16 protein-coding genes are annotated in these 15,429 nt (G+C 37.4%); 7 read left to right on the top strand and 9 right to left on the bottom strand.

Going from position 1 to position 15,429, the window contains the following annotated elements; translation table 11 throughout:
• Window positions 1–24: 24 nt before the first annotated feature.
• The 3 genes from ACN6MT_RS17625 to ACN6MT_RS17615 form a co-directional block, all read right to left on the bottom strand.
• Window positions 25–1,059, bottom strand: coding sequence for a sulfate ABC transporter substrate-binding protein (locus ACN6MT_RS17625; protein ID WP_419956470.1), 1,035 nt, complete (start codon window positions 1,057–1,059; stop codon window positions 25–27).
• A gap of 141 nt (window positions 1,060–1,200) precedes the next feature.
• The gene (locus ACN6MT_RS17620; RefSeq protein WP_082799388.1) at window positions 1,201–1,395 is read right to left on the bottom strand and encodes a YezD family protein; all 195 of its coding nucleotides are present in this window, start codon (window positions 1,393–1,395) and stop codon (window positions 1,201–1,203) included.
• The gene (locus ACN6MT_RS17615) at window positions 1,346–1,828 is read right to left on the bottom strand and encodes an RrF2 family transcriptional regulator (protein ID WP_419887294.1); all 483 of its coding nucleotides are present in this window, start codon (window positions 1,826–1,828) and stop codon (window positions 1,346–1,348) included. Before ACN6MT_RS17615 ends, ACN6MT_RS17620 begins: the two co-directional genes overlap by 50 nt.
• Window positions 1,829–2,193: 365 nt before the next feature.
• On the opposite strand from ACN6MT_RS17615, the gene ACN6MT_RS17610 reads away from it, so the two are divergent.
• From ACN6MT_RS17610 to ACN6MT_RS17600, 3 genes are all read left to right on the top strand, one after another.
• The gene (locus ACN6MT_RS17610) at window positions 2,194–3,864 is read left to right on the top strand and encodes a ribonuclease J (RefSeq protein ID WP_419887293.1); all 1,671 of its coding nucleotides are present in this window, start codon (window positions 2,194–2,196) and stop codon (window positions 3,862–3,864) included.
• A 157-nt stretch (window positions 3,865–4,021) separates the two neighbouring features.
• Window positions 4,022–5,152 carry a CAP-associated domain-containing protein gene (locus ACN6MT_RS17605; protein WP_419887292.1) on the top strand — a complete coding sequence of 377 codons (1,131 nt, stop codon included), beginning with the start codon at window positions 4,022–4,024 and terminating at the stop codon, window positions 5,150–5,152.
• Between the two features lie 87 nt (window positions 5,153–5,239).
• On the top strand, window positions 5,240–5,434 hold the full coding sequence (locus tag ACN6MT_RS17600) for an alpha/beta-type small acid-soluble spore protein (protein ID WP_063251859.1): 195 nt from the start codon (window positions 5,240–5,242) through the stop codon (window positions 5,432–5,434).
• 51 nt (window positions 5,435–5,485) lie between these two features.
• On the opposite strand, the gene ACN6MT_RS17595 is transcribed toward ACN6MT_RS17600, so the two are convergent.
• Entirely contained in the window at window positions 5,486–6,328 is an 843-nt protein-coding gene (locus ACN6MT_RS17595) for a dimethylarginine dimethylaminohydrolase family protein (RefSeq protein WP_419887291.1), read from the bottom strand.
• Between the two features lie 109 nt (window positions 6,329–6,437).
• On the opposite strand from ACN6MT_RS17595, the gene ACN6MT_RS17590 reads away from it, so the two are divergent.
• Complete coding sequence (locus ACN6MT_RS17590; RefSeq protein WP_419887290.1) at window positions 6,438–6,806, top strand: SET domain-containing protein; 369 nt, start codon at window positions 6,438–6,440, stop codon at window positions 6,804–6,806.
• Between the two features lie 146 nt (window positions 6,807–6,952).
• Here the strand turns inward: ACN6MT_RS17590 and ACN6MT_RS17585 are convergent, their stop codons facing one another.
• Together ACN6MT_RS17585 and ACN6MT_RS17580 are read right to left on the bottom strand one after the other, a co-directional pair.
• Window positions 6,953–7,462, bottom strand: coding sequence for a response regulator (locus ACN6MT_RS17585; protein WP_419887289.1), 510 nt, complete (start codon window positions 7,460–7,462; stop codon window positions 6,953–6,955).
• A 79-nt stretch (window positions 7,463–7,541) separates the two neighbouring features.
• Window positions 7,542–8,576, bottom strand: a complete 1,035-nt coding sequence (locus ACN6MT_RS17580; protein ID WP_063251855.1) for a fatty acid desaturase — start codon at window positions 8,574–8,576, stop codon at window positions 7,542–7,544.
• Window positions 8,577–8,794: 218 nt separating this feature from the next.
• Between ACN6MT_RS17580 and ACN6MT_RS17575 the strand changes: the two genes are divergently transcribed.
• Together ACN6MT_RS17575 and ACN6MT_RS17570 are read left to right on the top strand one after the other, a co-directional pair.
• Complete coding sequence (locus ACN6MT_RS17575; protein ID WP_063251854.1) at window positions 8,795–9,190, top strand: hypothetical protein; 396 nt, start codon at window positions 8,795–8,797, stop codon at window positions 9,188–9,190.
• A gap of 82 nt (window positions 9,191–9,272) precedes the next feature.
• Entirely contained in the window at window positions 9,273–10,601 is a 1,329-nt protein-coding gene (locus ACN6MT_RS17570) for a glutamate synthase subunit beta (protein ID WP_419887288.1), read from the top strand.
• Window positions 10,602–10,665: 64 nt separating this feature from the next.
• On the opposite strand, the gene ACN6MT_RS17565 is transcribed toward ACN6MT_RS17570, so the two are convergent.
• Window positions 10,666–11,583, bottom strand: coding sequence for a ketopantoate reductase family protein (locus ACN6MT_RS17565; RefSeq protein WP_419887287.1), 918 nt, complete (start codon window positions 11,581–11,583; stop codon window positions 10,666–10,668).
• Window positions 11,584–11,699: 116 nt separating this feature from the next.
• Here ACN6MT_RS17565 and ACN6MT_RS17560 point away from each other — a divergent pair, with 116 nt between their 5' ends.
• Window positions 11,700–12,515 (top strand): S1C family serine protease, encoded by an 816-nt coding sequence (locus ACN6MT_RS17560; protein ID WP_419887286.1) that lies wholly within the window; start codon window positions 11,700–11,702, stop codon window positions 12,513–12,515.
• Between the two features lie 152 nt (window positions 12,516–12,667).
• Here the strand turns inward: ACN6MT_RS17560 and ACN6MT_RS17555 are convergent, their stop codons facing one another.
• Window positions 12,668–13,744 carry a hypothetical protein gene (locus ACN6MT_RS17555; protein ID WP_419887285.1) on the bottom strand — a complete coding sequence of 359 codons (1,077 nt, stop codon included), beginning with the start codon at window positions 13,742–13,744 and terminating at the stop codon, window positions 12,668–12,670.
• A gap of 140 nt (window positions 13,745–13,884) precedes the next feature.
• Window positions 13,885–15,228, bottom strand: a complete 1,344-nt coding sequence (locus ACN6MT_RS17550) for a multi antimicrobial extrusion protein MatE (protein WP_419887284.1) — start codon at window positions 15,226–15,228, stop codon at window positions 13,885–13,887.
• Between the last annotated feature and the right edge of the window lie 201 nt (window positions 15,229–15,429).

The following is a 15,429-nucleotide window of genomic DNA, read 5'->3' as shown; positions in this document are numbered from 1 at the left end:
GCCACTTAAAACGCTCCTTTATTCTTAAGGTTTGTAAATCTCGTCAAAGACTCCGCCATCATCAAAATGGATTTTTTGGGCATTTTTCCAACCGCCAAAAACTTCGTCAATTGTAAACAACTTTATTTCAGGGAATTGATCTTCGTACTTTTTAGCTACTTCCTCTGAACGCGGACGATAATAGTTTTTAGCTGCAATTTCTTGACCTTCCTCGCTGTAAAGATAGTCTAAATAGGCTTTCGCAACCTCTTCTGTTCCATGTTTTTTTGCTGTTTCGTCGACAACCGTAACTGGCGGCTCTGCTAGGATACTTACAGATGGAACGACAATTTCGAATTCATCCTTGCCTAACTCATTTAGAGCTAAAAAGGCCTCGTTTTCCCATGCAATCAGTACATCACCAATGCCTCTTTCCACAAACGTAGTAGTAGAACCACGGGCACCAGAATCTAAAACTGGAACGTTTTTAAAGAGTTTGGTGACAAATTCTTTTGCTTTTGCTTCGTCCCCGTTATTTTGCTCTAATGCATATCCCCAGGCTGCTAGGTAATTCCATCTCGCTCCGCCGGACGTTTTAGGATTTGGAGTGATCACGGATACGTCATTTTTCACGAGATCATCCCAGTCTTTAATCCCTTTTGGGTTGCCTTTTCTTACAAGAAACACAATTGTAGAAGTGTAGGGTGAACTGTTGTTTTCTAATCGTTCCTGCCAATTCACTGGAAGCTTTCCCGCTTCTGCGATGACATCGATATCATAAGCAAGTGCCAAGGTAACAATATCTGCCTCTAAACCGTCAATAACAGATCGAGACTGCTTTCCGGAACCACCATGAGATTGATTGATGGTTACCTTTTGTCCTTTTTCTTTTTCCCAATAAGCGGCAAAGCTTTTGTTGAATTCCTCATAAAATTCTCTGGTTGGATCGTATGACACGTTTAATAGTTCCACCTCTTTTTTTACAGCAGGAGTATCTTTCTCTGGTGTGGTGCTTTGGTTCGAGCATGCGGACACTAAAAGTAAAGTTAGCGAAAATAGTGTAATCCAAATCTTTTTCATCATGTTATTAACCCCTCTTTAATTTAGTAGGCTTTTTTCGCAATAAAAAAAGCCCCATTAGTTTCATACGTGTACATAGCACATGTACAAGATACTAAAGGGCCTTCGGTGTGTCCGATCGGCAGCTATTCATAATGTTTATTACCTGCTTTTAGATTGATTAGATACGACGTTAGTCTGTTTGCTTTTTAGCGGCAAGCGGTGCTTTTCTAAGCGGTCAATTTGAGTGATTTGTGAATCATGTACGGTGATTTGAACGGTTCCAAATTCTAAGCCTTCTAATAAACTAGCTATTTTTTCCATCACCTGTTGATCTAGACGGGCTTTTGACGACAATGATATCCTCTCCTTCTAACTTCGTAATTCGGTTTAAAAGTAAATCCTCCAATGTGGTTCGTTCCAGAACAAATGCAATGGTGTCACGTACCAGCGACCACAACGGCTTTAATTGACATCCGTTCTCTAATGGACATGGCTCATATTTTGTAATAGATGCACAGCTCATCGGTGACAGAGGACCTTCCAAATCTCGGATAACTTCTCCAATATTGATTTCTCGAGGTTCCTTTTGCAGCATATAACCACCCTTGGCACCCCGTTTGCTCGTAACATAACCCAGCTTTTTTAATTGAAGTAAGATTTGTTCCAAATAATGAATGCTTACAAGGGTTTTTTCAGATATTTCTTGTATGCCTAGTACATTACCTTGATGATTTCCCAGCTGTAGCAAAGCCCGCAAGGCATATTCACCTTTACTCGATACCTTCATTCCTTCCCTCCTCCATGAATGTTGAGTAATTCAGTCAACATTCACTCCCAAAAATAATCCACTTGAAATGCTGAAAATGGATTTAGCTAGTTATAAATATATGCGGTGTTTACTTAAAGGGCACTTGTCTATAGCGCCCTTTTCTTGGTACCGCATGGTTTACTACTTTTAATTCCGATTAAATCTATGGGTTTAATATAACATATATTAATTGTTATTTTTAGAAAAATCAATACATTTTTTTAAAATAAAAAATAATCTTTTCTTTCATTTTTCGAGGAACTGCTCCACATTCATCATACTCATCTCTTCTTGAGGTAATACTAAACATTATGCAAGCGTAAATCGGGAGGTTTGAATGAAAAATGAGTAAAAAATCTGTATCCATTTTTGCCTTGGGAGGCATTAATGAAATCGGGAAAAACATGTACGTCATTCAGTATGAAGACGATATCATCATCATCGACTGCGGCGGTAAATTTCCTGATGAGAGTCTGATGGGGATTGACCTAATAATCCCTGATATGACGTATCTAGAGGAACATCAGGACAAAATACGTGCGATGATTGTGACACACGGCCACGAAGATCATATTGGCGGTATCCCTTTCTTTTTGAAGAGATTTAATCAAGTTCCTATATATGCAACTCGTTTTACATTGGGGTTAATCGAATTAAAGTTGGAAGAGCACCGCCTGCTTCGCGATACGGAACTTGTTACCATTCATTCCGAATCCACACTAGAATTCGGAGAAATTGGTGTTTCTTTCTTTAAGGTGAGTCATAGTATCCCTGACTGCTTAGGTATTGTCTTCCACACCCCTGAAGGAAATATCGTTCATACCGGTGACTTTAAGTTTGACTTAACACCATCAAATGACCAATATAGTGATATTCATAAAATGGCTGAGATTGGCCAAAAAGGTGTCATAGCCTTAATTTCGGAAAGCACCAATGCCGAACGCAAGGGGTTATCACCGTCTGAACAAATGGTTGGTGACCATTTATTAGAGGCTTTTATAAAGGCGGATGGAAAAATAATTCTTTCTACTTTTGCATCAAACGTGAACCGTGTTCAACAGGTGGTTGAGGCAGCGATAAAAACAAATCGTAAGCTGGCGTTACTTGGACGAAGTATGGTTAACGTGGTGGATGTTGCAATGGAACGCGGATACTTGGATATGCCAGAAGGGATGCTCATCAATGCGAATGAGATTGAACAATTCCCTCCTGATAAGGTTGCGATTCTCTGTACAGGAAGTCAAGGTGAACCTAATGCAGCTTTAGCACGGTTATCAACAGGAAATTATCGTGATGCAACCATATATCCTGGAGATACCGTTGTTTTAGCAGCATCACCTATCCCAGGAAATGAAAAAGGGGTTTCTAAGATCATTGATAACCTATTTCAACTAGGAGCTAAGGTCATTTATGGCTCAGGCAGCTCAACCGGTATGCATGTTTCCGGTCATGGCTACCAAGAAGACTTGAAACTTATGCTCACGCTGATGAAGCCAACCTATTTTATCCCGATTCATGGTGAATATCGAATGCTCCATCATCACAGGCAGTTAGCTGAATCGGTCGGTGTTGAAAAAGGAAATACATTTATTATAAAAAATGGTGATGTTATTGATATTGAAAATTCAGTGGCTCGGCAGACACGAAATATCCCTGCAGGAGACACGTATGTAGATGGCATTAGTGTTGGCGATGTGGGGGAGGTTGTTTTACGAGACCGCAGACAGCTTTCAGAAGATGGAATGCTTGTTATTGTTTTAACGATCAGTAAATCCGATCGAAAAATTATCCAAGGTCCTGACACGATTACTCGTGGATTTGTTTATGTAAAGGAATCAGAGGATTTAATTAGAGAAATTAATCGTCTTGTTAAGAAAGTGATTCTTGAATTAGAAGCAGATAATATTCGCCAATGGAACGTAATGAAGCAAAATATTAAAAAATCTGTCGGCCAGTATTTGTTTAAGCATACGAAGAGAAAACCGATGATTCTACCAATTATCCTCGAAATATAAAGCAAATGTCAGGCACTTGTTCGTGTGCCTGACATTTTCATTTTTTTGCGATGAAGCAGATTTGAAAAGATTAACATAAAATTTAACTTGATTTCAGGGCTGATTTATTTTACAGTTAATCGAAATTGGCTATACTCCTAATAGAATTGGAGGCAAGATGATGTTTCGTTTATTAAGATTAATTGTCCTATTACTTTTACTATATATTTCCTGGCCATTTATCACAAAACAGCTGGATCAATACAACATCCATGCTAATTTTGTATCGTCGTTAAAAGAAAATCTAGAAGTTCCGGAAACGATTAGTGTTTTATATGACGATATCCAGCAGATGTTGAATCAGCTTGGTTTTCAACTAGATGGAATGCCGTTAACCGAAGATAAATCAAATGAAGTGCCACAGAAAAAGGTGGAGTTAACACCACCATCTCAACAAACTTTTTCTATTCACAATATTGAGCTTGGCAATGCAAAAACGGACATCGAACATAATCTTGGTTTAGCCAAACGGATTTCTTTAAATGAATATGGCACAAACTGGCATGCTTATCATGAGAATTATCATAATTTCTTTATGGTGATGTATGATGATAATAATCAAGCTGCCGGTTTATACACCAACCAAGATTTATTGAATTCTACTAATGGTATTAAGATTGGCACTACATCGAAAGAAAGTGTTCGCAGCATTCTCGGTGATCCCATAACGAAAGTTCAAAAGGGTATGGTCATATATCAGCTGCAAGAGGATAGTGACAATGATTTATTTTTATTGGATAACGCTTATGTGACGATTTTTTATGATAAGCATGAAAATAATACTGTAACAGCGATACAAATCGTCAGTAAAACCATGGAGGACAACAAAAAAGATTTTTATACGGAAGCTTCGCCAACCTTAAAAGAAGGCTTTGAGTATCAAATGTTTGATTTAACTAATGCAGCCAGAGTCAATCACCAACTCTCTGTCCTCACCTGGGATGACCATGTGAGAGAAACAGCTAGAGAGCATAGTACAGATATGGCCACAAATAATTATTTCGATCATAAGAATTTGCAAGGACAATCACCATTTGACAGAATGAAAGAGGATTCCGTTCGGTTCCATACAGCTGGGGAAAACTTGGCATATGGTCAATTGAGCAGTATTTTCGCCCATGAAGGATTAATGAATTCACTGGGACACCGTGAAAATATACTGCGTCAGGATTATGAGTACTTAGGAGTCGGTGTAGCATTTAATGAGAAATCACAGCCATATTATACACAAAACTATTATGCCAATTAGTGTAACGAATTAGGTATAATAATAAGGGTAAATTAAATACGAGCAATTCTACATTGCTCAAAAATACTTCGTCGGGAGTGATGTATCATGGCTAGAAACAAACTATTGGTTCCTGGTGCAGACAATGTTCTGAATCAAATGAAGGAAGAAATCGCCAACGAGTTTGGAGTTCAACTTGGTGCTGATACGACCGCACGAGCAAATGGCTCAGTCGGCGGTGAAATGACCAAACGTCTTGTCGCGTTGGCTGAACAAACATTACGAAATCAACAAGGAATATAACTTGTGATTTCACGGAATGTGGGCTGTCCGAATTCCTCGGACAGCCTTTTTTTATCCCCTTAAGATAGGCAGCGTACAGCAACGGAAGGATCCACCGGATTTAATAATTTCTGAAATATCGACCTCAATCACTTCGAACCCTCGGCTGCGCAGATTTTGATTTACATGTTTATTAATGGGTAAACTTAAAATTTTCTTATTCCCTATACAGAGTACATTTGTTCCTAGTGTAAACTGTTCTTCCTCAGAAACCTCAATTAATTCATAGCGGGAAGAAAAAAGGTTTATATCTTCCTCGGTTAATGCAGGCCGATAAATCAGGGCAGTATCAGGTGATACAACATTAAATACACAATCCAAATGGAGATATTTTTCCTTAAAGGGGATGGCTTTCACTTCATATTGGACTAAAAGACCTTGCAAATGTTCCACCGCCTCCTGGTGAGTCCGGTTACTTAATCCAACGTAAATCGTCTCCCCATCAATGATTACATCTCCGCCTTCAATCCTGTCTTCTGCCAAAGTGTAATAAGACATTTCTTCATCATCAAGCCACTGTTTTAAAACATCTTCCTCGCCGATACGTACATCATGAGCCATCTTCGCAACAAAAATGGTTTGTCCTAGGGTAAAGCCAATGTCACGTGTGAACACCTGCTCTGGGAATTTTTTATGATAAGGCAATAAAACAACCTCTATCCCGTTTGTTTCTAGAGTTCTGACAAACTTATTATGTTGTTCCAGCGCGCGTTTTATATGGATCCCTTCATCCTTAAATTCCTTTTGTGTTTCGTTGATAACTTCACGAATCGTCATATATTGGGGCTGGCAAAGAATTACACGCTTTAATGGGTCATACTCGTTTCCACAATATGTTTTCTGATTTTGCGTCATGTGCGCTCCTCCTAAATAATCTTCCTTTATAGGATTACTTAAACAAATTCTCCCATTCATTCATAGAGTAATAAAAGGTATTTCAATTTATAATGGTGGTGCTAATTTTATGTTTGAAATGAAGAAATCAAAGTATGGCAGAGGTATATTCGCAACCTGCGACATTAAGAAAGGTGAGCTCATTCATGAAGCACCCGTGATCATTTCCTCGAAAGATGAATTTAAATATTTGAAAAAAACCATCATGATTGAATATGTTTTTTGGTGGGGTGACGATTTAGAAGAATGTGCATTAGCGCTTGGATACGGTTCATTGTTTAATCACTCCTACACTCCTAATGCTTTATATAAGCTTAATCTCAAAAATCAAACCATTGATATTTATGCCTATAGTGATATCAAAACAGGAGATGAAATCTTGATCAATTACAATGGCGACCCTGAAGACAATGAACCAATGTGGTTTGATGTTTACTAATTAGTTTTCTTTCCTTCCTCCGCCTTCTTTAATGTTTGAATATACAATATCTTCATCTTGCGCATCCCATATATTACCCATTCTGATTTACGTGAATCGTATTTATCTAAAAAATATAAAAAAGCACCCAGTAAAAATTGGGTGCTTTAACCTGTTGGTAATTTTATTTTATCCATAATGGAAGTTAAATAACTTTTAACAGATCCCATTTTGTTGTGATGGTTGGAGGTTTGAGGGATTAAGTCGTCATCTTCTTCTCTCGATTCCTCATCCATGAGTTCATGTGAATAAATCCGCTTTCCAGCCATAATGCTTCGGATGGACGAGGCTAATTCCTCACTAGGATTGTCTTTCAGTAAATATCCTTTAACGTCAGCCTTCAATGCACGCTGATAATATCCCTGTCTTGCAAAAGTGGTAAGAATAATTACTTTACAATTAATGTACTGTAATTCTTCTGCGGCCTCGAGACCTGTCTTTCCAGGCATTTCAATGTCCATAATACAAACATCCGGCTGTAAATTTTGCACCAGAGTCAGTGCCTCTTCCCCATTGCCTGCCTGCCCAACCACTTCGATATCCTCTTCCAAATTCAACAGATTCCCCATGGCCTCTAACAGCAGTGCCTGATCCTCTGCGATTACAATTCGAATCATCTTCAATCTCTCCTTATCAGGCGGCTGATCCACATGTAGAGACTCCCCGTGCACGGAGAGTCAGCCAAATTGGGTAATATTATAACTCTGGTTTCGCTTGAACAGAAATACGTTTTTTTGCTAAAGCTTTCACGTCTTTAAAAGCAACAAAATTCTTGGCATTTTCATCCCATAAACGGAAACGAAGTGACTTTAAGCTTGTCGCAAGTGTAATGGTTGGAACGTTTTTTAATGGTTCTGTCTGATTATGAGCTTCTTCTAATTTATAATTTGGAACTCTTGGGCTTAAATGGTGAACATGGTGGAATCCAATATTGCCTGTTAAGAATTGCAAAAGTTTAGGCAGTTTGTAAAAAGAACTTCCCTCTACTGCAGCTTTCACATATTCCCAGTCCTTATCTTCTTCAAAGTAAGAATCTTCAAATGTATGCTGTACGTAAAACAGCCAAATACCTGCTGAACCGGAAATCATGAAAATGGTGCCTTGAATGAGCAGGAATGATTGCCAGCCAATTGTGACGCAAAACAAAGTAACTAAAGCAACAAGAATGACATTGGTTAAATAGGTGTTCATTCGCTCTTTTTTACGTGCATCTTTACGATTAAAACGATTTTTAAGCGCGAAAACATAGATTGGTCCTAAGCCAAACATCACGATAGGATTACGATAAAAACGGTAAGCTAGTCGAAGTCTAAGTGGTGCTGCCAAATATTCATCGACTGTTAGTGTCCAAATATCTCCTGTACCACGCTTATCTAAATTACCACTTGTGGCATGATGAACAGAGTGTTCGTGACCCCATTGATCAAACGGGAACAATGTTAATACTCCCATTGCGGTACCAACTGCACGATTCGCCTTTCTGTTTTTGAAAAACGAATGATGGGTACAGTCATGAAAAATGATAAAAATTCGTACTAAAAACCCTGCTGCTGCGATCATCGGAACCAATGCCAACCAATAAGAAACAGATAAACATTGATAAGCAATGAACCACAATAAGATAAACGGTCCAACCGTGTTAATAATCTGCCATACACTTTCTTTTGTTGTTGATCCTTCAAAAGGAGCAACTTGTTTTCGTAAATTCTTCGTATTTTCTTGTACTGACATAATTTTAATTCCCTTCGATTTGTGTCGTTAAAATAAGTATAGGGAAATAAAATCATTCATGTAAGTACCAGGTGTCATATGCAGAGTATGACAAACGTCATATAGAGTTGTCTTTTACACCAAAACAGAAAAATATGCTATAATAAAATAGTTGTGTTTTAACAAATTAAAGCGGTGATGTAGGTAAAAAACCGTCCGCTTCAAAAGGGTGTTAATAAATGAAAAATGAAATTGATACAATTTATATTTTAGAAAATCCTGAAAAGAATATGATTAAATTTGCAACTGGATATCAGCTTAAATATGAAGACACCATAAAAGATGTTTTTGGTGTGGCCTGCCTAAATGATTTAGAAATGATGATTCAGTTTAACAAGCCTTTCCAAGATAGCATTTGTGAAAGTAAGAACATAACTGTAAAGAATCTTAGATTAAATCAAGTTATTCGCATTGCGTCCAAAAACGAACTCCTTCAATTAAGGGAGCAATTGTTAGGGCAGTTAGGAAATTTACCAATTCCACGTCCATTCGATTCAGTCATCCAGCTCCAAGAAGGAATTTTTCGATGGGATGAACAAAATTCTTCATACATTTTAGATCAGCTTGGTGCATAATTCATTCTTTTAAAAAAGTAACCCACCACCGTTATGGGTTACTTTTTTTTGAAAAATATTATTTTGGCAGGTGTTTCATCTTATGTTCTTAATGGATAAGGCAATTATTATTGGTGGAGGTATCTCTGGTAAATTAGCAGCGCGGGTGTTGTCGGATGTTTACAAAGAAGTAATCATCCTCGAACGTGACAATGAACCGGAAGGACCCTTTTCACGTAAAGCTACACCTCAAGGTGAACATTTACACGCCCTTCTTCATGCCGGTGAGTATGGTCTTGAAAACTTATTTCCTGGTATAACAGGGGAATTTTATAAGAGCGGTGCTGTAAAAATCAATTCAACCATTGATCTTGCATGGTTTCACCATGGTGCTTGGAAAATACGATATGATGGAGGATACAATACTACTCTGCAAACGCGCCCGCACTTAGAATGGCACATAGAACAATACATAAAAAGCATTCCAAATGTTGTTTCGCATTACAATCAAGTCGTCCAAGATTTTTTATATAATGAAGAAGATAATCGGATTACAGGTGTTTTATTAAAAAATGGTCCATTATTAGCAGATTTAATAGTGGACGCCAGCGGAGTAAGCAGTTTTACATCTAATTGGTTACATAAACAAGGTACCTCTATTCCTGAGGAAAAGGTTGACATCAACTTAAGTTATAGTAGTAAACAATTTCAACTGACTGAAGACCAGGAAAAAGACTGGAAGATTAAGATGGTTTATCCCAACCCGCCTCAAGAAAAAATCGGCGGTACGATTTCTAAGATAGAGGGAAATCGTTATATTGTCACCATAATGGGTTATCATAACGCTATAAATGAGAAAGAGGTTTTAAAAGACGATAGCGGCTTTATTGAACTTTCAAAAAAATTGCCAAAAATGGATATCTATCACGAAATAAAAAATGCAACTCCTCTTACCAAAACAAGCCTCTATCGTATCCCACATATCGTTTGGAGAAGGTTTGATAAGATTGAATTACCAGATGGACTTTTACTAATCGGTGATACCCTCTGCAGAATTGACCCTGTATTCGGCCAAGGAATGAGTATTGCCATTTTAGAGGCTCTTGCACTGCAAAAATTGATAAATAAAGGTGCTCGACAAAAGATGCCAGCGGATTTTCATAAAAAGGCAGCGAAAATCATTTCCCCGATTTGGTATATGGTCCTTACAGAAGATTTCCGATATCCTGACACTCGCGGGAAAAAGCCATTTGGACTGTCCATCCAGCAATGGTATGCAAAAAATATTTTTCTTTTATCCGCACAAAATCAAGAGGTGTATAATGCGTTTGTGAAAGTGATGAATCTAGTTAATCCGATAAACTCACTGATGAGGCCAGGGATTATTAAAAGTGTTTTGAACCGTACATTTACAAATTCGAGAAAACTATAACTCATAAAAGCGGTCCTCTTTTAAAAAGAGAACCGCTTATTACTTATGTCTAAGAATTTACTTTTTAATAGGTATTTTCAATGGATTTAATGGTATCAAATAGCTGTTTATTTATCGGAGTCGGTACTCGATGTTTATTCCCCATATTCAATACTGCTCCCGCGAATAAAGCCACCTCGCTATATCTCCGTGCTTCCAAGTCCTGCGCCATAGAAGGTTTCCCTTCGGGGCTTAAAGTGGCTAACACACTTAACCAGTAATTCAAATCTGCCTCTGTTAGATTAATCCCCTCGTATTCAGATAAGGTAATGACCTCTCTCATCGCGGCAATCATGGTTTCCCTTGCCGCGCCTTCCCGTTGAATTTCACCGTAATTGCTTTTATAAACAGCGACGGTTTGATTAACTCCGACATTCAGCATGAATTTTCCCCATAGCCGCTTATTCATATCGGTGTCTATCTCATATGGAAAATCAATTTTATCAAAAAAGGCCGCAACACTCTTAACCTCATCAGAAATTATTCCAGGCTTTTGATCACCGAAGCAAAGCATCCCCATATGGTCGTATGTAAGTTTATTTCCTATTTTTACCGCGTCCATCCCTTGGGCTACACTATAAAGAATCTTATCAAACCCATACACTTGACCAATAATACCTTCACTTGTAATACCATTTAATGCGGACAATATGATTGTGTCCTTACCCACATGATGCCGAACAGCTTGAATGGCGTCATGTAAGCCTTCGTATTTTACAGTGAAAATCAGTAAATCTGCTGGTTCGCAGGGTTCTTCGGGTGTTACATAGTGGAAATCACAAGGTTCTCCATTACAATAGACATGTTCTCTTTTATATTTTTCGATACGGTCGCGGTCCGCTATAATTCTTACATCCCCCTTTGGCAATCTCTTGACAAAATGGTTGCCGAATAATATTCCTAATGCTCCTAGTCCGATAATAGATACTTTTTTTATTCCCATCCCGTAAGTCCTCTCTCCTTTTTATTAAATTCTATCATGAAATTTTAGTTGATTAATAATGATTCGTTTTTCGATATAATAGAGAATATAGAAAATTTTGTAATGAGGGATAAAACATGGATAACGAAAATAAGGATCCACAGCATACAGAAGACAATTTTGACTGGGAGACTTTTTTTAATCCCGATGATAAACAGGAATGGGAAATAGAGAAACTTCAAAAGAAAAAGCGGAAAAAATTCATGGTTAAAATCGTTAGTTCCCTGCTCGTACTGGCACTTTTGATCAGCGGACTAGAAGTATGGATTAACATTTTCAACCTCCCTGCGATTAACTTTGTTAAAGTGTCAAATCATTTATCAAAGCTACCTGACGTGAAGGAATACAAAAAATCGGTTGTAACGATTGAATGGGATGGAGTAAAAGGAACGGGCTTTACAGTTACTCCTACAGGATTAATAGTCACGAATGAACATGTGGTTGAACGTACAAATAGAGTAAATGTCCATTTTAAATCGGGTAGGTCATACCCTGGTAAAGTAATCGCGAAACACCCAGAAATAGATGTTGCGATTATAGAAATTGACGCAGAGAACCTCCCTTTTCTTCCAATTGCTACCGACAAGGATTGGGAAAGATGGATTAGTGAGGAAATCATCTTCATCGGAAATCCGTTATCTTTTACCCAAATAGCCAATCAGGGTACAATCATCGGAAAAGCTCATTTAACAGACTGGGATGTGCCGGTTATGATGATTGAAGCCCCTATCTATAAGGGAAATAGCGGCAGCCCGGTACTGAATCAAGACGGTGAAGTCGTGGGGGTAATTTTTGCCACCTTGCAAAATCCTGATAATGAAACTAAAGAAATCATTGGGGCTGCAATTCCATCATTTTATATAAACGAAATTATAGAAACAGTAACGAATTAAAGCGATTCATAAAAACAATAATTGTATGATCTTTGAAAAACAGAGGTCATAAGGCTAACATGTTGCCCAAAATCGTAATCTATCGAAAAAATGTGGCTTCATGAAGCATTCATGAAGCCCAAAATCCTAAACACTCAAGAACTATCCTGTGTCTATATATACTTTCTCCTAACCATTTCATCGTATATATCTTTAAACAAGATATCTCTGTTTCTACCTTCAATAACCTCTTTTATATAAGAATCTTTAACTTTGTAAAAAGCCTCTAGGTTAAAAACATTCTTATATTTATCAATCGATCCGAGAACGTCCAATGTCAATAAGGTTCTCTTACATTTTAGACATCTGCCGCAATTCTTAATTTTGACGAGACAAACATTTAAATATTTGTAGGAGAGTTCAAATTCTGAAACCATTTGTGTTTTCCGCACTCGTGAATAATTACTCCCTGCTGAATAGAAGGTTACGTTTTCTGTAGATAACAAAGGCAGGCTAAGAAAGTCATAGGATGCCGAATCTGAATTAAATTTGGCATTAATAGTTTGATAACCAGCAGAATAGTAATAGACATGAAACAACTTTTGAAATACTAACAGTGCCGACACATTTCGTAGAGTATGAGTTCTAACAAAGCTCATCTTTAAGATATCGTTTATATTGCTGTCTACTACGATCATTTCTTTTCCTAGCTCTTTAGCACATTTGGAAGCCCATGCTACCCTGTCTTGATAAATCTTATCTTGCCACTTACGGCTTCCCATCATTTGGTTTGAACCTGTATTAAAAAAGGTAAAATGAGTAATTTGATAATTTGGTGGAACAACCCCGCCCAAATGCTCGTAGACAGTAGATAAGGAATCAATTCCGCATGATAACCCTGTTCCAACTGCTCCCTCATTAGGTAGATGTGTTGACTGAAGATTATCGCATAGCACTCGAATCTTTTTATAACGATAGATTTGAGCAATTAACGGAATTAAATGGTGATTTAATGCGTAAAACAATTTTTCCGAGACAGCACCTTTTACTAGAATATTTTGTCCTTTTCTTATTGCAAGCCATAGCAGACCAACCAAAAACGCATCGACTCGCTCTGTAGTCATATATTTTCCATATGTCTCACTCGTCTCATACCAAAGGATATTCTCGATACCCGCAATATCAAATCTAGCTTGCAAGCGCACTTTCCCATTCAGGTTTACTTTTTCCGGTTCGTATATCGTAAGCACTCTAGTCACCGCCATAAATTAATTACCTACTATACTATGTGGAAAAGAGTTCTCATGCATTGGACAAACCCACATTTTTATAAAATAACTAAGAAAACCACCAACTGATTTGGTGGTTTACTATTCGAGAGGCATAAACATTAACGGTTTTTTCCTGCTTTCAAAAGACCCCTTAGTTGAAACATAGCAATACCTTCTTTGCGTTCATATGCTTGAACGAAGCTGCTTACAACGATTAATTCAGCTAATAATCCCAGCGAGAGGCCTATAGCACCGATGACACCATTCCATTGTGCAGCAAAATTCACGCCAATAACTAAAGAAATCAATGTAACTACAAAATTAGCAGACTGTGAAAAAATGGTTACCTTTGTTCGTTTATACACCATTAATAAACCGTTAAAATAATCTACAAAGGGAAACACAAGCGCCATTAGCATCGTAACTTTGAATACTTGAATGCTTGCATCTAACAACCTGCCATTGACCCCGATTACATGTTCAAAAAATAATCCTCCAAGCGGAGTATACGCTAAAATTGCAACCAATATACACGGGACAAAGCCGATAACCAGTAAGAACTTTTTTACAAGTGCATTTTGTTCTCCATAAAAATTGATCACAATTTGATGGATATAAGAGAAAAAACTTAAAATCAATTGCGTCACACTAAGGGCAATCGCATAACTTGCAATCGCCAGTTCAATATTAACAGTTTTACCCAAAGCAATATTGATGGCTGGTCCAATCATGACGACAATCACAGAAGATAACATAAGCGGACTATAAAATTTAAATATACTTTTCTTTGACTCTATTTTTAGTTCATGTTTCGGAGGCATTTTGCGAACTAAGGTCCTTGCTTCTATGAAGCTAATGATACATTCAACGATCATTCCTGTTAAAAAAATCATCGCACCGGATACTCCTGTAATATGACCAGTGTGAATGAAGTATAAAGACAGCAAATACATGGCAGCAAGTCTTATGACCATACCAATTGTTAACCATTTTGTTTGTCTATTATAAATGATGACCCCCTGTGCTAGACAACGGAGTGCAGAAAAAATTGTAACGAATATCAGAACTTGGTAAATAGCCTTTATATCATCCACCATAGTCTCTTTGGCTCCAAAGATTTTTGCAAAAATAAAATCTCCAGCCGGAGTATACGCAACTGCAAATGCAACCAACATTAAACTCCCGATGAGATAAAAGGAAAAATGGGACATTAATTTATACGAGCCTTTGTCTCTTACCAACGAAGAACAAGTTTGTCGAAGTAAATTTCCCAGTCGTTCCGTAATTCCAAATAAACTCATCGCAATCGCATAAGTAGCCAAAATAAATTCAGAATTATCTGCTCTAACCAATGTACTGTTGATAATGATATGGGATATCGTTACCAGACTCGCAGATAATCCTAAAGGAATAAAGAAAATGAACAAGGATTTCATATTCAGTTCTTCTTTTGTTTTTTTCATTCTCTCCAACACCTTCTAATTAGAATATCTTCCTAAATTTATTTCGGAACACTAAATTTATTCCATTTTATTATAAATCCTATGTTTTTTTATGGATATAATTATTTTTACAAAAAGTTGGTTTTCGAGAACATTGTGGTTAAAATCTTAAAGCCGATTTTAACTTATTCTCAGTGGAAATAATGCTCAATCAATGTTATA

It is taken from the genome of Neobacillus niacini (assembly GCF_048572935.1).
GTDB classification, from domain to species: Bacteria; Bacillota; Bacilli; order Bacillales; family Cytobacillaceae; genus Neobacillus; species Neobacillus niacini.
The sequence above is the reverse complement of the archived record's forward strand: the minus strand, read 5'-3'. Positions and strand labels throughout refer to the sequence as shown.

Coding starts and splice junctions, on each gene's coding strand:
- ACN6MT_RS17625 (WP_419956470.1), bottom strand. CDS start 1,059: ATGAAAAAGATTTGGATTACACTATTTTCGCTAACTTTACTTTTAGTG.
- ACN6MT_RS17615 (WP_419887294.1), bottom strand. CDS start 1,828: ATGAAGGTATCGAGTAAAGGTGAATATGCCTTGCGGGCTTTGCTACAG.
- ACN6MT_RS17610 (WP_419887293.1), top strand. CDS start 2,194: ATGAGTAAAAAATCTGTATCCATTTTTGCCTTGGGAGGCATTAATGAA.
- ACN6MT_RS17605 (WP_419887292.1), top strand. CDS start 4,022: ATGATGTTTCGTTTATTAAGATTAATTGTCCTATTACTTTTACTATAT.
- ACN6MT_RS17600 (WP_063251859.1), top strand. CDS start 5,240: ATGGCTAGAAACAAACTATTGGTTCCTGGTGCAGACAATGTTCTGAAT.
- ACN6MT_RS17595 (WP_419887291.1), bottom strand. CDS start 6,328: ATGACGCAAAATCAGAAAACATATTGTGGAAACGAGTATGACCCATTA.
- ACN6MT_RS17590 (WP_419887290.1), top strand. CDS start 6,438: ATGTTTGAAATGAAGAAATCAAAGTATGGCAGAGGTATATTCGCAACC.
- ACN6MT_RS17585 (WP_419887289.1), bottom strand. CDS start 7,462: ATGATTCGAATTGTAATCGCAGAGGATCAGGCACTGCTGTTAGAGGCC.
- ACN6MT_RS17580 (WP_063251855.1), bottom strand. CDS start 8,576: ATGTCAGTACAAGAAAATACGAAGAATTTACGAAAACAAGTTGCTCCT.
- ACN6MT_RS17575 (WP_063251854.1), top strand. CDS start 8,795: ATGAAAAATGAAATTGATACAATTTATATTTTAGAAAATCCTGAAAAG.
- ACN6MT_RS17570 (WP_419887288.1), top strand. CDS start 9,273: ATGTTCTTAATGGATAAGGCAATTATTATTGGTGGAGGTATCTCTGGT.
- ACN6MT_RS17565 (WP_419887287.1), bottom strand. CDS start 11,583: ATGGGAATAAAAAAAGTATCTATTATCGGACTAGGAGCATTAGGAATA.
- ACN6MT_RS17560 (WP_419887286.1), top strand. CDS start 11,700: ATGGATAACGAAAATAAGGATCCACAGCATACAGAAGACAATTTTGAC.
- ACN6MT_RS17550 (WP_419887284.1), bottom strand. CDS start 15,228: ATGAAAAAAACAAAAGAAGAACTGAATATGAAATCCTTGTTCATTTTC.